Here is a 17422-nt window from a genome sequence, read left to right on the forward strand (position 1 = left end):
GCCGCGGGGGGGATTAACACCCGAAAGTCAGAGCGCCCCGAAAATCAGAACGGCTTGAATTCCTGCATGCGCCAGCCGCCGGCTTCGGCCAGGCACAGTTCACCCTTGTAGAGCGCAACGCCGTCGAAGCTCTCGCGCGTGGTGCTGAAACGGCGGCAGGTCAGGCCGCCATCCTTGAGCTCCACCAGTTCGGTGATCGCGCCGCGCGAGCCGGTGCCTGCGTTGGCCCATGGCACCGCCTGGCCGCCAAGCTCCTTGATGTCGGCGGAAGAAACGGCGTTGCCGATGGTGGTCTGGTCGGAGTCCTTGTCGGCGGCGGCCGGAGCGGCGGGCGAGGACGCCGCACTGGAGGTGACGATCGAGCGGTCGACCTCGGCCTTTTCCAGGCTGAAGCCGCCGGCGCCGCAGGCGGCAAGCGGTAGCGCCAACGTCACGACCACAGCCTTGACGCTGGCCGAAGCGATAACGCTCCATTGCCTGCTGTCAAAAGCTTGCGCGATACGCAACAATCGGCCAACTCCTCCCGCAACGGTAAAAATTCGGAAAACTATGAACGAAACTGAGTTAACAAGCAGTGACTTCACCGAGGCCGCGGAGCCGTTCAGGCTCTTTGCCGCATGGCTGGAGGACGCCACCAAAAGCGAGATCAATGACGCCAACGGCGTCGCTCTGGCGACCGTCGACGCGGACGGCATGCCGGATGTGCGGATGGTGCTGCTCAAGGGGTTCGATGAAAAAGGGTTTGTCTTCTACACGAATTTGGAGAGCGCCAAGGGCCGCGAGATTCTTGGCAGCATGAAGGCGGCGATGTGCTTCCACTGGAAATCGCTGCGCCGCCAGGTGCGCATACGCGGGCCGGTCGAGATCGTCAGCGACGCCGAGGCTGACGCCTACTATGCGACACGGCCGCGCGGCAGCCGCATCGGCGCCTGGGCCTCGAAACAGTCGCGGCCGCTTGAGAGCCGCTTCGCGCTGGAAAAGGCGGTGGCCGAATATACGGCGCGCTACGCGATCAGCGAGATCCCGCGGCCGAAGCACTGGTCGGGCTTCCGCATCCTGCCGCGGACGATCGAGTTCTGGCACGACCGGCCGTTCCGCTTGCATGACCGCGTCGTCTTTTCGCGCAACGCCACCGGCGGCTGGGACAAGACACGGCTTTACCCCTGACGGGGTGCGCGCAGGGCGGAGAGTTCAGCCCCTCTTGCGCGTCATGAAAGCGGTGAGCGCGGCGCGCGCCTCGTCGGATGTCAGGCGCCGGCGGAAATGCTCGCTTTCCACCTTGATGCGGGCAATGAGCGCTTCGCGCGGCTCGCGCATGAGGTCGCGCGCGATCTTCAGCGCCTGCGGCGGCTTGGCGGCGATATCGTTGGCGGCGGCCAGCACGGCGGCTTCCAGCGCGTCTTGCGCGACGACGTCGTAGATCATGCCGACAGCCTTGGCGCGCTCGGCCGAAAAGCCCTCGCCGAGGCCGAGCAGCGCGAAGGCGCCCTGCCGGCCGAGGATTTGCGGCGCGATCAGGCTGGAGCCGGCTTCCGGCACAAGGCCGAGATCGACGAAGGGCGTGCGGAAAAGCGTGCGCGGCGTGGCGAAGGTCAGGTCGCAATGCAAATTGAGCGTGGTGCCGATGCCGACGGCGATGCCGTCGACGCCCGACACCATCGGCTTTTCCGACCGGGCCAGCGCCATCAGCAAATCCCAGACCTCGTTGCCGCCCTCGCCGCCGGTGGCGATGACCAGGAAATCGGCGAGGTCGTTGCCGGAAGAAAAGGCGCCTGGAACGCCGAGGAAGACATGTACCCGCACCGCCGGATCGGCATCTCCCTCTACAAGCGCCGCCGACATTTTGGCGTACATGGCGCGTGTCAGCGCGTTCTTCTTGTCGGGGCGGTTCATGCGGATGATCTGCACGGCGCCGTGGCGCTCGATGAGGATATGGTCGGTCACGGTTGGTCCTTTGAACGTCGGGATGCTTAGGCGGTGATCAGCGCCTTGCCGGCGGCGGCGAGGCTTTCTGCGCCGTCGATGACACGCTCTTTCAAGGCGCGCGTCTCGCCGAGCAGGTTTTCGGCAAAGAAGCGGCAGAGCGGGATGCGGCCGCGGTCGGCTAGGCCGCCCTGCGCCAGATAGGCGCCGCCGGCGGCGAGCGAGATCAGGCGCAAATAGGGTGTCGCGCCGGCCATCGCGGTGTCGGCCTTGCCGTCGGCAAGCAGCTTCTGCAGGAAGCGCGTCGCTTCGTCGAGATCGGCAAGCGCCCGATCGAGATTGTCTGCGGTGCGACCGAAGCCTTCGATGTTCGAGGTGCGCACTCCATCGGCCACCGCTTTCAATTCGCCGATGTAGCGGTGCACATGCTCAACGCCGCCAAGCGGCAGTTTGCGAAAGACGAGGTCGATAGCCTGGATGCCGTTGGTGCCTTCATAGATCGGCGCGATGCGGGCGTCGCGATAGAGCGCGGCAGCACCCGTTTCCTCGATGAAGCCCATGCCGCCATGCACCTGGACGCCAAGCGATGCGACCTCGACGCCGATATCGGTTGAGAAGGCCTTTGCCAAAGGCGTCAGCAGGTTGGCGCGGTCGCGCCAGTTCGCCGCTGCCTCACCCTCGCCGACGCGGGCGCGGTCGATGGCATGCGCACAGGAATAGCTGATGGCGCGGGCGATCTGGGTCAGCGCCTGCATGGTCAGAAGATTGCGCTGCACGTCCGGGTGATGGACGATCGGCGCCATGCCGGCGCCTGAATAGTCCGAGGCCTTGCCCTGGCGGCGCTCATTGGCATAGGCGATCGCCTTCTGGGTGGCGGTCTCGGCCACGGCCACGCCCTGCATGCCGACGGCGAGCCGGGCGTTGTTCATCATGGTGAACATACAGGCCAGCCCCTTGTTCTCCTCGTCGATCAGCCAGCCGATGGCGCCGGGCGCAGCCCCTTGAAAGCCGTCGCCATAGATCATGGTGCAGGTCGGCGACGCATGGATGCCGAGCTTATGCTCGAGGCCGGAACAGAAGACATCGTTGCGGGCGCCAAGCGAACCGTCGTCATTGACGAAAAACTTCGGCACCAGGAACAGCGAGATGCCGCGCGTGCCGCCCGGCGCGTTGGGCAGCCGCGCCAGCACCAGATGCACGATGTTGTCGGTGAAATCGTGCTCGCCATAGGTGATGAAAATCTTCTGGCCGAAGATACGGTAGGTGCCGTCGCCGACGGGCTCGGCGCGGCTGCGCAAGGCCGCAAGGTCCGAGCCCGCCTGCGGCTCGGTCAGGTTCATCGTGCCCATCCACTCGCCCGAGACGAGCTTGGCCAGATATTTTTGCTTCAGCGCCTCGGAAGCGTGCTTGTCGAGCGCCTCGACGGCGCCCATGGTGAGCGTCGGGCCAATGCCGAAGGCCATGGCGGCGGAGTTCCACATTTCGAGCGCGGCGACACCGAGCATGGTCGGCAGGCCCTGGCCGCCGAACTCTTCCGGCCCGGACAGCGCGTTCCAGCCGCCTTCGATCCAGCGCCGGTAAAGCTCCTTCCAGCCGGGCGGCGTGGTGACGAAAGCATCCTTGAGCACAGCCCCTTGCTCGTCGCCGATCTTGTAGAGGGGTGCGATCTCCTCGCTGGCGAAACGTCCCGCTTCGGCCAGGATCGCGTCGACAAGGTCCTCGCCGAGATCGCCGAAGGTGCCGGCATCCAGCGCCGGCTTCAGCCCCGCCACCTGCTTCAGCGTGAAGGCAATGTCCTCGACCGGTGCGCGATACATGTCTGCTCCTCCTGCTTTCCAGCCAATCGTAGTCACATGGCTGAAGCGAAACCATCCGTCGATTTCGCATCTTCTTTTTACGTAAACGTCAACTTTTGTCACGCGGATTTTGCAACTTCGTCATCCACTGGCGGAGCGGGAGCGCAGCGGACACGTAGACCCGAGGATCCATTCCGTGACCTCGCGCACAGGATGCAGCGGAGCAGAATTCTGGACTGCGGAAAGCGCCTCAACGTCACAGAATGGATTCTATGGTCTGCGCGCGTCGCTTCGCTCCTTGCTCCGCCATAGAATGACGACCTGACGGGGCGTTTCGGCTAATCACGAAGATCGGGAGACGCTTTGCCTCCAACGAGCAAATCACAAACTTCGGAGACTAGTCGCAGCGCCCCGAATATCGTCATCCACGGGCGGAGCGGGAGCTAAGCGGACGCGCAGACCTAAGGATCATTGCCTTACAGCAATTCCAGGAAAAGTGTGTCGCGGTGTTCCGTCCGGAATTGCGCAAAAACAAAGCGATCCCTCAGCGTATGCTGCGGCCCACCGCCTGCAGCGCCAGGAAAGCTTCGTAGCGCCGGTCGTGCCACGTCCGCATGGTGCCGGTAGCCGGGCTGAAGACCTCGCCAAGCCGGGACATCGCGGGCATGGCGATCGAGAGGTCGGGGTAACGGCCGGCCGCGACCGCTCCGAGCATCGCGGCGCCGAGCAGCACCGGTTCCGGCGACTGCGAGGCGGCGACCGGCAGGCCGGAGGCGTCGGAAAGCAGCTGGCGCACCAGCAGCGACTGCCCGGCGCCGCCGCTGATAACGATGGTGTCGACGGCGTCACCGGACGACGCCATCGCCGCCACGATCTGGCGCACGCCGTAGCCGAGGCCGCAAAGCCCGGCCACGTAGAGGCCAATGAGACTTTCGACAGAACGGTCGGTGCCGAGCCCCGCGATCAGGCCCCGCGCATCCGGATCCGCCAGCGGCGAACGATTGCCGAGAAAATCTGGCACGACATGGATGCTTCCCGCGAGCGTGGCGGCGGCCGAGAGGTCCTGCGAACCCGCCGTGGCGGCCGCGGCCAGCCAATCGACCAGCGATTTACCTTCAGCCGCAGCGCGCGCGGAAGCCTCGGCTTCCGCCGGGTGGAAGTGCACCAGGAGATCGATGGCCGCCCCGGCCGCCGACTGGCCGCCCTCGCTCAGCCAGAACCCCGGCACCATGGCGGAATAGTAGGGTCCCCACACTCCCGGCACAAAGGCCGGACCTTCGCTGCTTGCCATGGTGCAGGCCGACGTGCCGAGCACATAGGCCATGCGCGACGAGATGGTGCCGGCATCGCCCGCGGCACCCACCGTGCCGACGCCGCCGGCATGGGCATCGATCAGCCCGGCAGCGACGATCGTTCCAGCGACCAATCCCAGCTCGGCCGCAGCCGCTTCCGTGAGGCCGGCGCCGACAGCCGTCCCTGGATTGACCACGTCCGTGCCGATACGGACAAAACCCTCGTCGGCGAGCTCGCCAAGCCCCACGGCATGGAAATAGCTGTCGTCCCAGCGCCGCTCGTGGCTGAGATAGGTCCATTTGCAGGAAAGCGTGCAGACCGAACGGGCAAGGCTGCCGGTGGCGCGCCAGGTGAGGTAATCGGCGAGATCGAAGAAATGCCTCGCCCCGGCGAAGGTCTCGGGCAGGTTCTCCTTCAGCCACAAAAGCTTCGGCGTCTCCATCTCCGGCGAGATGACGCCCCCGACATAGTCGAGGACCGGATGCCGGCCGGCATTGATGCGCCTGGTCTGGTCGAGGGCGCGATGGTCCATCCAGACGATGATGTTTCTGTCGCGGTCGCCCGAACGGCCCACCGGCAAAGGCTCGCCACCGTCGCCGACCACCACCAGGGAACAGGTCGCGTCGAAGCCGATGCCGCCGATCTCCCGCGGGTCGACGCCCGACTTCCCGACCGCCTCGCGCATGCTGGCGCATACCGCCTGCCAGATGTCCCGGCTGGACTGCTCGGCGATCTCGCCGGGCTCCGTGAAGAGAGCGATGTCGCGCTTGGCGGAAGCCAGGAACTGTCCGTGCTCGTCGAAGACGCCGACGCGCGCGCTGCCGGTGCCGACGTCAATGCCGAGGAAATGGGAAGGCATGAGAGACCTCAACGGTAGGGCAGTAGGCAGTAGGCAGTAGGCAGTAGGCAGTAGGCAGTAGGCAGTAGGCAGTAGGAGATGGTCAGTTTTGAATGGCTGGCTGCAAGAGCCTCTTTGCCTATTCCCTACTGCCTAATTCCTTCTGCCTACAGATCGTTGCTCTGCGGCAGAATAACCAAATCCCGAATGGTGATGTTTCTTGGACGCGTGAGCATGAACAGGACGGCGTCCGCGACCTCGGTGGGCTGCATCAGCCCACCGGCCGCCAGCTCGTCCTCGAGCTTCTGCTTGGGCCAATCGCTGATCAGCGCAGTCACCACCGGGCCGGGTGCCACGGCGCCGACGCGCAGGCCGTGCTTGGCCACCTGCCGGCGCAGCGTATGGACGAAGGCCTGTATGGCATGTTTCGAGGCCGTGTAGACCGGCTCCCAGACGACAGGCACGAGACCGGCAATCGAACTGGTGACGACGATATCGCCGGTCTTGCGCTCGACCATGTGCGGCAGCACCGCGTGCACCGAGCGGAACACCGAGTTGATGTTGAGGTTCAGCATGCGGTCCCATGCGTCGGGATCGCCGTTGAGTATCTCGCCACCTACATAGGCGCCGGCATTGGCGTGGAAGATGTCGAGCTGGCCGGCCTTTTCGAGGATTCCAGGCATCATTGTCGCCACGCTGGCGGGGCTGGTGAGGTCGACCACCAGCGGGATCGCGCTTTCGCCGAGCTCCGCGTGGACCTCCTTCAGCCTGTCCTCCGCGCGGTCGACCAGGACGACGCGGGCTCCGGCGGCCAGCATCGCCCTGGCGCATTCGAGGCCGATACCCGATGCCGCGCCTGTGACCGCGGCGACTTTTCCCGAAAGATTCTGAGCCATGTGTACCCTTCTCGATTGAACTGTTCAGGCGCGGCCGTGCGAAGCACGGGACCTGCGCGCCAGGGAGTCGACGATCACGGCGATGGCCAGCACGGCACCGGTGATCATGTAACGAAGCGACGAGGACAGATCGAGCAGCGTCAGGCCGCTGGCAATCGACTGAATGACGATGATGCCGAGCAACGCGGAGTAGGCACTGCCGCGGCCGCCGAACAGGCTGGTGCCGCCGATGACCGCGGCCGCGATCGCGTTCAGGTTCACGTCGCCCGTGCCGGCCTGCTGACTGGCGGAAGCGAGCCGCGCCGCCGCGAGCACGCCGCCGAGCGCGGCGAAGAGCGAGCACAGCGCGAAGGCGCTGAGGTAGATGGCGCGCACCTTGATGCCGGCGCGCCGCGCCGCCTCCCGATTGCCGCCGACTGCGGTCATCGAACGCCCCCACTTGGTCCGGGTGAGCGCGTAGTTCATCGCCACGACGAGGCCGACGAAGAGGCCGAACATCCATGGGATGCCGCGCGACTGGTTGAGATAGGCGACGATCAGCTCGAGGCCGATGGTTATGGCGGCGACCCGCAAGACAAGTCCGGCCACGGATGGGGTCGACAAATTCGCTGCGCGGCGGCGCGCGAAGGTGCGAAGCCCGCTGACCAGCATCGCCAGGCCCGGGATCGCCGCCAGCGTGTGCGAGACCCATTTCGGCATCACCATCAGCTGGCCGAAATCCACCAGGGCCGAGCCATAGGGCAGATTGATCGAGCCGGTGGAGCCGAGAATGTAGAGCTGCATGCCCAGCACCGCGAGCAGGCCGGCGAGCGTCGACACGAAGCTCGGCATGCCGAGCCGGTTGAACAGCAGGGCATAGAGCGAGCCGATCAGGGCACCGAAGGCCAGCGCGGCGACGATGGCGAGCGCGACCGGCCATCCCTGGTTGACCCACAGCGTGCCGACCATCGCCGACGCGAAGCCGCTGATCGAGCCGACGGAGAGGTCGATCTCGCCGACCATCAGCACGCAGACGATGCCGAGCGCGATGACGCCGACGGTCGAGCAGTCGAACAGGAGATTGACCAGATTGCTGCTGGAAACGAACACCGGATTGAGGCTGGTGAACACGGTCCAGATGACCACCAGGCCGACGACGACCGGCAGCGAGCCGAGATCGCCGCTGCGCACACGGTCGAGAAATGAGCGGAGCGCGCCGCCGATGCCTGCCCGGTGCTTCACCCGCGTGTCGGCGCGGTCGAGCGCCAGTGGGGCGGAGATGCCTTTTTCTGGCGTCATTGGCGCTGCTCCCTCGCCTGTCGGTCGTCGGAGCCATCGCGCTCCATGCGCAGGCGCTCGGCGCGACGCGATACCGCGTTGTTGGACGCGCCGGTGATGGCGCTCACCAGATCCTGGTTCGAGGCGTCGGGCTCGAAGACGCCGTTGTTGCGCCCCAGCCGCAGCACCACGATGCGGTCGGCGACGGCGCGGACATCCTCCATGTTGTGGCTGATCATCACGACGCCGAGGCCGCGCGCGCGGACGCGGTCGATGAGGTTGAGCACCTCCGCGGTCTGGGCGACGCCAAGCGCCGCGGTCGGCTCATCGAGGAGGATAAGCTTCGGCTCGAGCAGCAGCGAGCGCGCGATCGCGACCGTCTGGCGCTGGCCGCCGGACAGCGAGGCGACCGCCTCGCGCACGCTCGGGATGCGCGCCGACAATTCGTTGAGCAATGTCCAGGCCCGCATCTCCATCGCCACCTCGTCCAGCCGAAGCGGGCTGAGCTCGTTGCCCAGAAAAATGTTGGCGACCACATCGAGGTTTTCGCAGAGCGCGAGGTCCTGGAAGACCGTGGCGATGCCGAGCGTCAGCGCCGCTCGCGGATCGGGCAGCGTGACCGGCCTGCCGCGGAAATCGATCGTTCCCGAGCTCGGCTGATGTACTCCGGCTAGGATCTTGACCAGCGTCGACTTTCCGGCGCCGTTGTCGCCGACCAGCGCGACGACCTCGCCGGCATGGACATCGAAATCGATATCGGTCAGCGCCGAAACGGCGCCGAAATGCTTCGATATCCCGCGCAGGCTGAGCACCAGCTCGCCGACGGAAGCCGTCCTTTCGGGACTCTCACTCATACGCTGACCTTTCGTGACGATCATGTCCTTGGACATCCGGCCGCCGACAGGCGGCCGGATGGCATGGAACATGATCAGTTGGTGATGCCGAGTTTCTTGCAGCCTTCGACATAGCGGTCGACGCAGAGCTCGGCCGCCGTGTTGATCTTCTTGTCGATGATCTCGGCCTTGAGGTTCTCCTGCGTCACCACCGCCGGGGTGAAGAGCTGCGAGGGTGTGTCGTAGAGCGTCATCTCGGCCTTCGGCGTCTCGCCCGACAAGAGCTTGACGGCGACGTTGGCCGCAGCGGCCGCGACGATCTCGCTCGGCTTGGAGATGGTGTTGTACTGGTCGCCGGCGATGATCAGCTGCAGGGCCGCGATCGTCGCGTCGTTGCCGGTCACCGGCGGGACCGGATCCACGCCAGCCGCCTTGAAGGCGGCGATCGCGCCACCACCGGTACCGTCATTGGCGGCGACGACGCCGAGGATCTTGGTTCCGAAGCGGGTGATTTGACCGCTCGCCCATTGCTGGGCCTTCGGCGGCGCCCATTCCGGCGTGTCGAACTCGGCCAGGATCGGGTAGCCGCTGTTGTCGAGGCCCTCATGGATGCCCTTCTTGATCAGGCCCGCGGCCGCATCGGTCGGAGAGCCGTTGATCTGCAGCAGGCCGCCGCCGGCCGGGTCCACCTTCAGCGCCTTGAGGTGCTCGACCAGCGAATCGGCGATCGCCTTGCCGATGCCTTCATTGTTGAAGGACACGTAGAAATCGGCGGGCGCCGTCGGGATGGGCCGGTCATAGGCGATCACCTTGACGCCCTGGCTCTGGGCCAGCTTGACAAGCGAGGCGGCGGCGGTCGAATCGACCGGGTCGAGCACGATGGCCTTGGCGCCCTGCGAGATCACCGAATTGAACTGCTGCTGCTGGCGCGCCGCATCGGCATCGGCGTTCTGGTAGATCACCTTGCATCCAGGGCAGAGCTTCTTCATCTCGGCGACGAAGCCGGGATAGTCGTGCTGCTCGTAGCGGGTCGACGCCTGGTCGGGCATCAGGAAGGCAACCGTAGCGTCGGTGACGGTGCCGGCGAACGCCGCCGTGCTGCCGAGCAGCGAGGCCGCGAAAACGGCCGCGATGGTCGATTTCAAGGCAAACGGCGATTTCCAAGCATTTCTGATCATTCGAATGTCTCCGTTTCGAGAAATGGTTTCACGAAGACCTGCGCGGGACGACGCGTCAGGCCTTGACTGCATGTCGAACTGTTGCAAGGGGTATGAGCCGCAGCGGCCCAGGATCTATCGATCCCGATAAACCACGCAGACATCCTCCTGAGCGTGCTGGATTTCGGGCAAACGAACCCTAGCACCGGGTGCCCTGCACCCCGCGTCTTTCCTTCCCTGAATGTTTCTTTGTTTGATGCAATGCCAGACGGAAAATCTCTTCAGACTGGAATTGCTTTAGGCTCCTCCCGCTTCCTCCCTGTTAGGCGGCAATCTCCGCGTTGATGTTCTCAGCCAGCAAGGCCCTGAAGCGCGAAGGCGACATGGCCTTCTGCGCCAGGAACTGGCGGTTGAAATTCGAGATGTTGTTGTAGCCGGCGGCGTAGCAGATTTCGGTGATCGACATCTGCGCCTCGCTCATCAGCAACTGGCAGGCAAGGTTGATGCGCAGCCGGTTGACATACTGCACCAGCGCCATTCCGGTGTGCCGGCGGAAGCTGCGCGAGAAAGCGCTCGGGCTGCGCCCGGCGATCTCGGCGAGCGTCCCTTCGCTGAAGGGCTCGGTCAGGTGGCAGTTGATGTAGGCGAGCGCCTGGTTGATGCCGGCCGACATGAAACCGGATGGGTCGGGCAGATAGCCGGCGCTGGCGAGCGTGCGGACATCGCTGGCGCGGTTCAATGTATCGAGCACGGCCATGAACAGCGACAGGCGGCGCACGCCTTGCGCCTCGACCAGTTCCGCCAGCAAGGGCGCTGCGAGCTCGGCCGTCGCCACCGAGAACAGCGCGCCGCGACGGCTGGTTTCGAGGACCCCGGCGCAGGCGGCAAGTTCGGGCAGGGCGGCGGAAGCGTCGGCGATGAATTTTTCAGAGAACTGGACGACGCGGCCGCGCAGCGGCACGGTCTCGCCCGGCGGCACATCGCTGACCCAGTTGTGCGGCAGATTTGGCCCGGTGAGCACCAGATTGCCCGGCTCGAACTCGCCGATGAAGTCGCCGACGAAATAACGGCCGGTGGTGGCGACGACCAGATGCAGCTCGTATTCGGGGTGGAAGTGCCAGCGCACGGTGCGGAAAGGATAGCCGTGGGCCCAGGCCTTGAACGACTCTCCCTGTCTGATCTGGACGACTTCCAGGTCCGGATTCATCTTCATTTTCCTCCCGCGCGGGTCCGGTCTTGTGACCGGTTGCTGCGCTTCGTCAGGCAGGCCGTGTATTGCCACTGGCCGCCGTGATTGAAAGCTTAGGCGGCAATTGAAGCGCTTACCACCACGGCTTGTCCACCCGGCCGATACTTTTTTGACGTTTCGGCGCTGACCGAAAACAGCCTATGGACACAAGCGATCGTTTAGCCCCGAAAGCAATTCCTTAACCATAGCGGTTCAGGATCGTTCCCTGGTCAGTGGGGACACCCTGATTGAAAAAGCCGGCGCGCCCTCTTCGCCGCCTGGCGCTTCTCGCGATGGCGGTTGCGCTGGGCTCGGCGGCAAAGGCTTCGGATTTCTCCGAGCCGTGGAAGAATGCCGACCGCCCGTTGGTGATCGACGCCTACGAATACAATTCGATCGACTGGCAGCAGCTCGTCACCGACAAGCGCATCGCAGGCTTCATCAACAAGGCGTCGGACGGATTGCCGCCGCCTTACTTCTGCTTCGGCGCCGAGACCGACGTCAAACTCTGCAAGGCGCAGTGGAAGCGCTATGCGGTGACGCGCGAGCTGTTCCAGACGCGTAAGGTCGTGGCCAAGGCGCTCGGCCTGAAATGGGGCGCCTATCACCTCGCGCGACCCGGCAACCCAGTCGAGCAGGCCAACAACTTTATCGATTTCGCGGAACCGGCGCCGGATGAGCTGCTTGCCCTCGACATAGAAGGCATCGATGCCACGCAATGGATGTCGCTGGAAGACGCCGAGGAATTCGTGCGCCAGGTGCATCGCCGCCTCGGCCGCTTCCCGGTGCTCTACGCCAACGGCAAGACCGCGCAGTACATCGCCGACAATCGTTACCAGTACCGCCTCTTGTCACGATTGCCGCTCTGGTATGCGCGCTACAAGCCAGACATCGACGTGCATTTCCCGATGGGCAACTGGCAGGGCTACGCGCTGTGGCAATTCTCGGCGCAGGCCAATTGCGGCTGTTTCCGCTGCCCCTATCGCGTGCCCGGCACGCCCAACGACATCGACGTCAGCGTCGCGCCGATGAGCGCTGACCAGTTGCGCCAGGAATGGGCCTTTGGCGGGCTGCTCGACGTGCCGTCAGACTACCTCGCCTCGATTCCGGTGCCGGTACCGCGCGAAAGAGCCCTCGCCGGCAAGGTGACCATCACCTATGCCGATGTGGCGACGCCGCCGACCGTCGAGGAAATGGTCGCGGTGCTCGGCGCGCGCTGGGAGAAATTCCGCGATGGGTTCCGCATGCCGGTGGTGAAGACGGTGCCGCAGCGCCCGAGCTTCGGCATCGTGCAATATGTCGCCTGGAAGCGGACCGAGCAGCGCACACCCGAGCAGATCGACGCGGCCTTCGCGGCGGCCGATCCGGTGAAGACTGCTTCGACCGCTCTCGACCACAGGCGGCATTGAGGCCCAGGATCAGCGATGGTTGCCCAGGCTGGCATACATGCCGGTGGTGCGGAACTGCGTCGGATTGATGCCGTAGCAGCGGCGGAAAACCTTGGAGAAGTAGTTCGCGTCCTCGAAACCGCACAGCACCGCCACCTCCTTGACCGGCAGGAAGTCCGCCTTGGTCAAGAGCTTCGCCGCGCGCTGCAGCCGCTGCTGCAGGACGAATTCGGCGGGCGGCAGCCCTTCGCTCTCGGCGAAGCAGCGCGAGAAATGGGCGCGGCTGAGGCCGCTGATCTCGACCAGCTCCGCCACCGGCAGCGGCTTGTCGAGATTGGCGTTGATGTGGTCGATGACCGGCTGCATGGCGCTCTGCTTTTCGGCGAAGGCGTGCGAACCGAAGATATCGTCGTAGAGCGCCATCGCCGCCTCATAGGCGACCGCCGACGCCGTGCCCGGTGACCCTGCCCCTTTGATGAGGCGCAGGCTGCAATCGGCAAGATGATCGATGGTTGCCGGCTGCAGGCGGAACACCGGCCCTGAAACGCTGAGGATCGATTTGTGGATACGCAGCGCCTCCTCGCCGTTCATCGAGATCCAGAAATATTCCCAACGGTCGCCTTTGGCCAACCAGTAGCGATGGGTGTGCGGCACCAGCACCAGCAGCGTGTCGTTCGCCTGCAGGCGATAGTTGCGGCTCTCATAGCGCAATTGGCCGGTGCCGCTGATCGTATGCTGGAGCACCGTGAATGGAGTCTGGCCGCGCCTACGTCCATCCCAATCATAGGTCTCGTCCTCGCGCACCTCGTAGCCCGTGCTGGTCGGCATGGCATGCAGACGCTGCCGGCCGCGCGGCAGCGAGATCGTGCGCATCAGCTTTCCGTTGGCGATCAGGTCCCGCAGCACAAAATTACCCTCGAAAGCATAATCCTTCTCTGGTCGCGCCGAGGAATAAGCGCATAATCGGCTCCTCAAGAACGGGAATGACCCGCGGTCGAGGAGCGGGCGGGAGGAGAAAAGCCGGATTTCCGGCTTTTAACGGTGCGTGCGCCATGTCGGGCAGCCGTATCCTCCCTTGTTGCTCCTTGCTTAGCATTCGATCGGATCGAGGTGAAGGTGATGAGCTTCAAAATCGCTATTATCGGCGCCGGCAGCGTCGGATTCACCAAGAAGCTGTTCACCGACATTCTGTGCGTGCCTGAATTCAAGGACATCGAATTCGCGCTGACCGACGTCAGCGAGCACAATCTCGGGATGATCAAGGCGATCCTGGACCGGATCGTCGAGGCGAACGGACTTCCGACCAAAGTGACGGCGACCACGAACCGCCGCGCGGCGCTGGAAGGGGCGCGCTACATCATCAGCTGCGTGCGTGTCGGTGGCCTCGAGGCCTATGCCGACGACATCCGCATCCCGCTCAAATATGGCATCGACCAGTGCGTCGGCGACACGATTTGCGCCGGCGGCATTCTCTACGGCCAGCGCAACATTCCGGTGATCCTCGATTTCTGCCGGGACATCCGCGAGCTTGCCGAGACCGGCGCCAAGTTCCTCAACTACGCCAACCCGATGGCGATGAACACCTGGGCCGCGATCGAATACGGCAAGGTCGACACGGTCGGCCTCTGTCACGGCGTCCAGCATGGCGCCGAGCAGATCGCCGAGGTGCTCGGCGCGACCTCGCCCAAGGAGCTCGACTATGTCTGTTCCGGCATCAACCACCAGACCTGGTTCATCGAATTGCGGCTGAACGGCCGGCCGATCGGCAAGGACGAACTGGTCGCCGCCTTCGAAGCGCATCCGGTCTATTCCAGCCAAGAGAAGCTGCGCATCGACGTGCTGAAGCGCTTCGGCGTCTATTCGACCGAAAGCAACGGACACCTGTCCGAGTATTTGCCCTGGTATCGCAAGCGCCCGGACGAGATCACCCGCTGGATCGATATGTCCGACTGGATCCATGGCGAGACCGGCGGCTATCTCCGCTATTCGACCGAGACCCGCAACTGGTTCGAGACCGAATATCCGCAGTTCCTCGAAGCGGCATCGAAGCCGATCGACGCTGCCAGGCGCTCCAACGAACATGCCAGCCACATTCTCGAAGCGCTGGAAACCAACCGCGTCTATCGCGGCCATTTCAACGTCAAGAACAATGGCGTGATCACCAACCTGCCGCAGGACGCCATCATCGAGTCGCCCGGCTTCGTCGATCGCTTCGGCATCAACATGGCAGCCGGCATCACGCTGCCCGAGGCGTGTGCGGCCACCTGCATGGCCTCGATCAACGTGCAAAGGATGTCGGTGCATGCGGCGATCGCCGGCGACATCGAGCTCTTGAAGCTCGCCGTGCTGCATGACCCGCTGGTCGGTGCCGTTTCGACGCCTGAGGAGGTCTGGCAGATGGTTGACGAGATGGTCGTTGCCCAGGCGGCGTGGCTGCCGCAATACGCGCACGCCGTACCAGCGGCGAAGGAGCGGCTTTCGAAATCCAAGGTGAAGACCCGCGATTGGGCGGGCGCGGCGCGGCGCAGCGTGCGCTCGATCGAGGAATTGCGCGCCGAAAAGGCGGCATTGAAACAGGCCGGCTGAGACATCGCGCAAACAGATGGATTTGCAGGAGGCAAGTCCGCCGAAATCAGCCGCCCGGAATAAGAGGCGGGCAGCAGCAGACGTCCAAACAACTGGGAGGAGACGATGAGGACCTTACGCAGAACAGGCTTTGCCGCCGGATTGGCGCTGAGCGTTGCCATTCCGGCACACGCCTTCGCATCCGAGCCGACGATCCCGCCGGAGCCGGCGACATTTCCGGCCGAGGGCAAGATTCACTATGTGGCCCGCGACTCCATCCTGGAGTTCAAGGCGCTGCCCGAATATCACGAGCCGGATTGGGTGACGGAAAAATACGTCAAGGCCGGCAAGCTGCCGCCGGTCAAGGACCGGCTGCCGAAGGAGCCGCTGGTCTTCAAGACGGGCAACATGCCGGACGGCGTCGGCGTCTATGGCGACACGATGCGCCACGTCATCGGCGGGCGGCCGGAAGGCTGGAACTACGGTGCGGGCCAGACGCAAGGCTGGGGCGGCATCGACATCGGGCTTTCCGAATGCCTGACGCGCACGGCGCCGCTTTTCCAGGTCGAGGCCAAGGACACCGAGCCGCTGCCGAACCTCGCCAAGAGCTGGGATTGGTCCGCGGACGGCCACAAGCTGACGATGCATCTCATCGAAGGCGCCAAATGGTCCGACGGCGCGCCCTTCAACGCCGACGACGTGATGTTCTACTGGGACGACGAGGTCGTCGATCCCAACGTCTCGCCGCTGAACGGGGCGACACCCGAAACCTTCGGCGTCGGCACGACGCTGAAGAAGGTCGACGACTACACCGTCGAGTGGACGTTCAAGGAGGCATTTCCGCGGCAGTATCTCTATGCGATGGCTTACGGCACCTTCTGCCCCGGCCCGTCGCATATATTGAAGCCGCAGCATCCGAAATATTCGAAGAACACCTACGACCAGTTCAAGAACGCCTTCCCGCCGGAATTCATGAACATGCCGGTGATGGGCGCCTGGGTGCCGGTCGAATACCGGCCGGACGACATCATCGTCATGCGCCGCAACCCCTATTATTGGAAGGTCGATGAGAAGGGCAACCAGCTGCCCTATCTCAACGAGCTGCAATACAAGCTCTCGACCTGGGCCGACCGCGACGTCCAGGCAGTCGCCGGCTCGGGCGACTTCTCCAACCTCGAGCAGCCGGAAAACTTCGTCGCCTCGCTGAAGCGGGCCGCCGAGAAGAACGCGCCGGCGCGGCTTGCCTTCGGCCCGCGCCTGATCGGCTACAATCTGCGCTTGAACTTTTCCGCCAATGGCTGGGGCAACCCGGACGAGCGCGGCCAGGCGCTGCGCGAGTTGAACCGCAACGAAGACTTCCGCAAGGCAGTCACCATGGCGCTCAACCGCAAAGCGCTCGGCGAGTCGCTGGTCAAGGGGCCGTTCACAGCCATCTATCCCGGCGGCTTCTCATCGGGCACCAGCTTCTACGACCGCAAATCGACCGTCTATTATCCCTTCGACCTCGAAGGCGCCAAGGCGAAGCTTGCCAAGGCCGGCCTCAAGGATACCGACGGCGACGGCTTCGTGAACTTCCCGGCAGGCACCGCCGGCGGCAAGAATGTCGAGATCGTGATGCTGGTCAACAACGACTACACGACCGACAAGAGCCTCGCCGAAGGCGTGGTCGCGCAGATGGAGAAGCTTGGGCTGAGGGTCGTGCTCAACGGGGTCAACGGCACCCAGCGCGATGCCACCCAATATTCCGGCCGCTTCGACTGGCTGATCCGCCGCAATGAGACCGAGCTGACCTCGGTGGTGCAGAACACCGAGCAACTCGCTCCCGTTGGTCCCAAGACCAGCTGGAACCATCGCGCGCCGGAAAGCGGCGAGGTAGACCTGATGCCGTTCGAGAAGGATCTCGTCGACATCGTCAACAAGTTCGTCTCGACGCAGGACAACGACCAACGCGCCGGCCTGATGCGGGATTTCCAGAAGATCTCGACCGAACATGTCTACAATGTCGGCCTGACGGAATATCCGGGCGCGCTGATCATCAACAAGCGCTTCTCCAACATCCCGCAGGGCACGCCGATCTACATGTTCAACTGGGCCGAGGATTCAATCATCCGCGAACGCGTCTTCGTCGCGGCCGGCAAGCAGGCGAAGTACGAATTGTATCCGGAGGAGCTTCCCGGCAAACCGGGTGACAAAGGTCCGATGTAAGGTTTACCTCCCTGACGAAGAGACGTCCGGCCGCGCTGCGGCG

Annotated in this window: 14 protein-coding genes; 4 read left to right on the plus strand and 10 right to left on the minus strand. The window is 64.3% G+C overall.

Going from position 1 to position 17422, the window contains the following annotated elements:
- Positions 1–44: 44 nt before the first annotated feature.
- Positions 45–509 carry an RT0821/Lpp0805 family surface protein gene (locus RFM98_RS04730; RefSeq protein WP_320307749.1) on the minus strand — a complete coding sequence of 155 codons (465 nt, stop codon included), beginning with the start codon at positions 507–509 and terminating at the stop codon, positions 45–47.
- On the opposite strand from RFM98_RS04730, the gene pdxH reads away from it, so the two are divergent.
- Positions 445–1167, plus strand: a complete 723-nt coding sequence (gene pdxH, locus RFM98_RS04735; protein ID WP_430682254.1) for a pyridoxamine 5'-phosphate oxidase — start codon at positions 445–447, stop codon at positions 1165–1167. The two genes, RFM98_RS04730 and pdxH, sit on opposite strands and share 65 nt — an antisense overlap.
- Positions 1168–1191: 24 nt before the next feature.
- Here the strand turns inward: pdxH and RFM98_RS04740 are convergent, their stop codons facing one another.
- The 8 genes from RFM98_RS04740 to RFM98_RS04775 form a co-directional block, all read right to left on the minus strand.
- Positions 1192–1944 carry a crotonase/enoyl-CoA hydratase family protein gene (locus tag RFM98_RS04740; protein WP_320307750.1) on the minus strand — a complete coding sequence of 251 codons (753 nt, stop codon included), beginning with the start codon at positions 1942–1944 and terminating at the stop codon, positions 1192–1194.
- 26 nt (positions 1945–1970) lie between these two features.
- Positions 1971–3740 (minus strand): acyl-CoA dehydrogenase family protein, encoded by a 1770-nt coding sequence (locus RFM98_RS04745; RefSeq protein ID WP_320307751.1) that lies wholly within the window; start codon positions 3738–3740, stop codon positions 1971–1973.
- Between the two features lie 523 nt (positions 3741–4263).
- Positions 4264–5871 (minus strand): FGGY-family carbohydrate kinase, encoded by a 1608-nt coding sequence (locus RFM98_RS04750; protein ID WP_320307752.1) that lies wholly within the window; start codon positions 5869–5871, stop codon positions 4264–4266.
- A gap of 146 nt (positions 5872–6017) precedes the next feature.
- The gene (locus RFM98_RS04755) at positions 6018–6746 is read right to left on the minus strand and encodes an SDR family oxidoreductase (protein ID WP_320307753.1); all 729 of its coding nucleotides are present in this window, start codon (positions 6744–6746) and stop codon (positions 6018–6020) included.
- A gap of 24 nt (positions 6747–6770) precedes the next feature.
- On the minus strand, positions 6771–8024 hold the full coding sequence (locus RFM98_RS04760; protein ID WP_320307754.1) for a sugar ABC transporter permease: 1254 nt from the start codon (positions 8022–8024) through the stop codon (positions 6771–6773).
- A complete protein-coding gene (locus RFM98_RS04765; RefSeq protein WP_320307755.1) occupies positions 8021–8857 on the minus strand; it encodes an ATP-binding cassette domain-containing protein in 837 nt (278 codons plus the stop codon). The genes RFM98_RS04760 and RFM98_RS04765 overlap by 4 nt, the downstream gene beginning before the upstream one ends.
- 74 nt (positions 8858–8931) lie before the next feature.
- A complete protein-coding gene (locus RFM98_RS04770; RefSeq protein ID WP_320307756.1) occupies positions 8932–10014 on the minus strand; it encodes an ABC transporter substrate-binding protein in 1083 nt (360 codons plus the stop codon).
- 301 nt (positions 10015–10315) lie between these two features.
- The gene (locus tag RFM98_RS04775) at positions 10316–11200 is read right to left on the minus strand and encodes an AraC family transcriptional regulator (RefSeq protein WP_320307757.1); all 885 of its coding nucleotides are present in this window, start codon (positions 11198–11200) and stop codon (positions 10316–10318) included.
- Between the two features lie 314 nt (positions 11201–11514).
- Here RFM98_RS04775 and RFM98_RS04780 point away from each other — a divergent pair, with 314 nt between their 5' ends.
- Entirely contained in the window at positions 11515–12630 is a 1116-nt protein-coding gene (locus tag RFM98_RS04780) for a glycoside hydrolase family 25 protein (RefSeq protein ID WP_320307758.1), read from the plus strand.
- A gap of 9 nt (positions 12631–12639) precedes the next feature.
- On the opposite strand, the gene RFM98_RS04785 is transcribed toward RFM98_RS04780, so the two are convergent.
- On the minus strand, positions 12640–13515 hold the full coding sequence (locus RFM98_RS04785) for an AraC family transcriptional regulator (protein ID WP_430682255.1): 876 nt from the start codon (positions 13513–13515) through the stop codon (positions 12640–12642).
- Positions 13516–13728: 213 nt separating this feature from the next.
- On the opposite strand from RFM98_RS04785, the gene RFM98_RS04790 reads away from it, so the two are divergent.
- Both RFM98_RS04790 and RFM98_RS04795 read left to right on the plus strand, forming a co-directional pair.
- Positions 13729–15195 carry an alpha-glucosidase/alpha-galactosidase gene (locus tag RFM98_RS04790; RefSeq protein WP_320307759.1) on the plus strand — a complete coding sequence of 489 codons (1467 nt, stop codon included), beginning with the start codon at positions 13729–13731 and terminating at the stop codon, positions 15193–15195.
- A gap of 105 nt (positions 15196–15300) precedes the next feature.
- Complete coding sequence (locus RFM98_RS04795; protein WP_320307760.1) at positions 15301–17379, plus strand: ABC transporter substrate-binding protein; 2079 nt, start codon at positions 15301–15303, stop codon at positions 17377–17379.
- The last annotated feature ends 43 nt before the right edge of the window (positions 17380–17422 follow it).

The organism is Mesorhizobium australafricanum, from assembly GCF_033977265.1.
Lineage (GTDB): Bacteria > Pseudomonadota > Alphaproteobacteria > Rhizobiales > Rhizobiaceae > Mesorhizobium > Mesorhizobium australafricanum.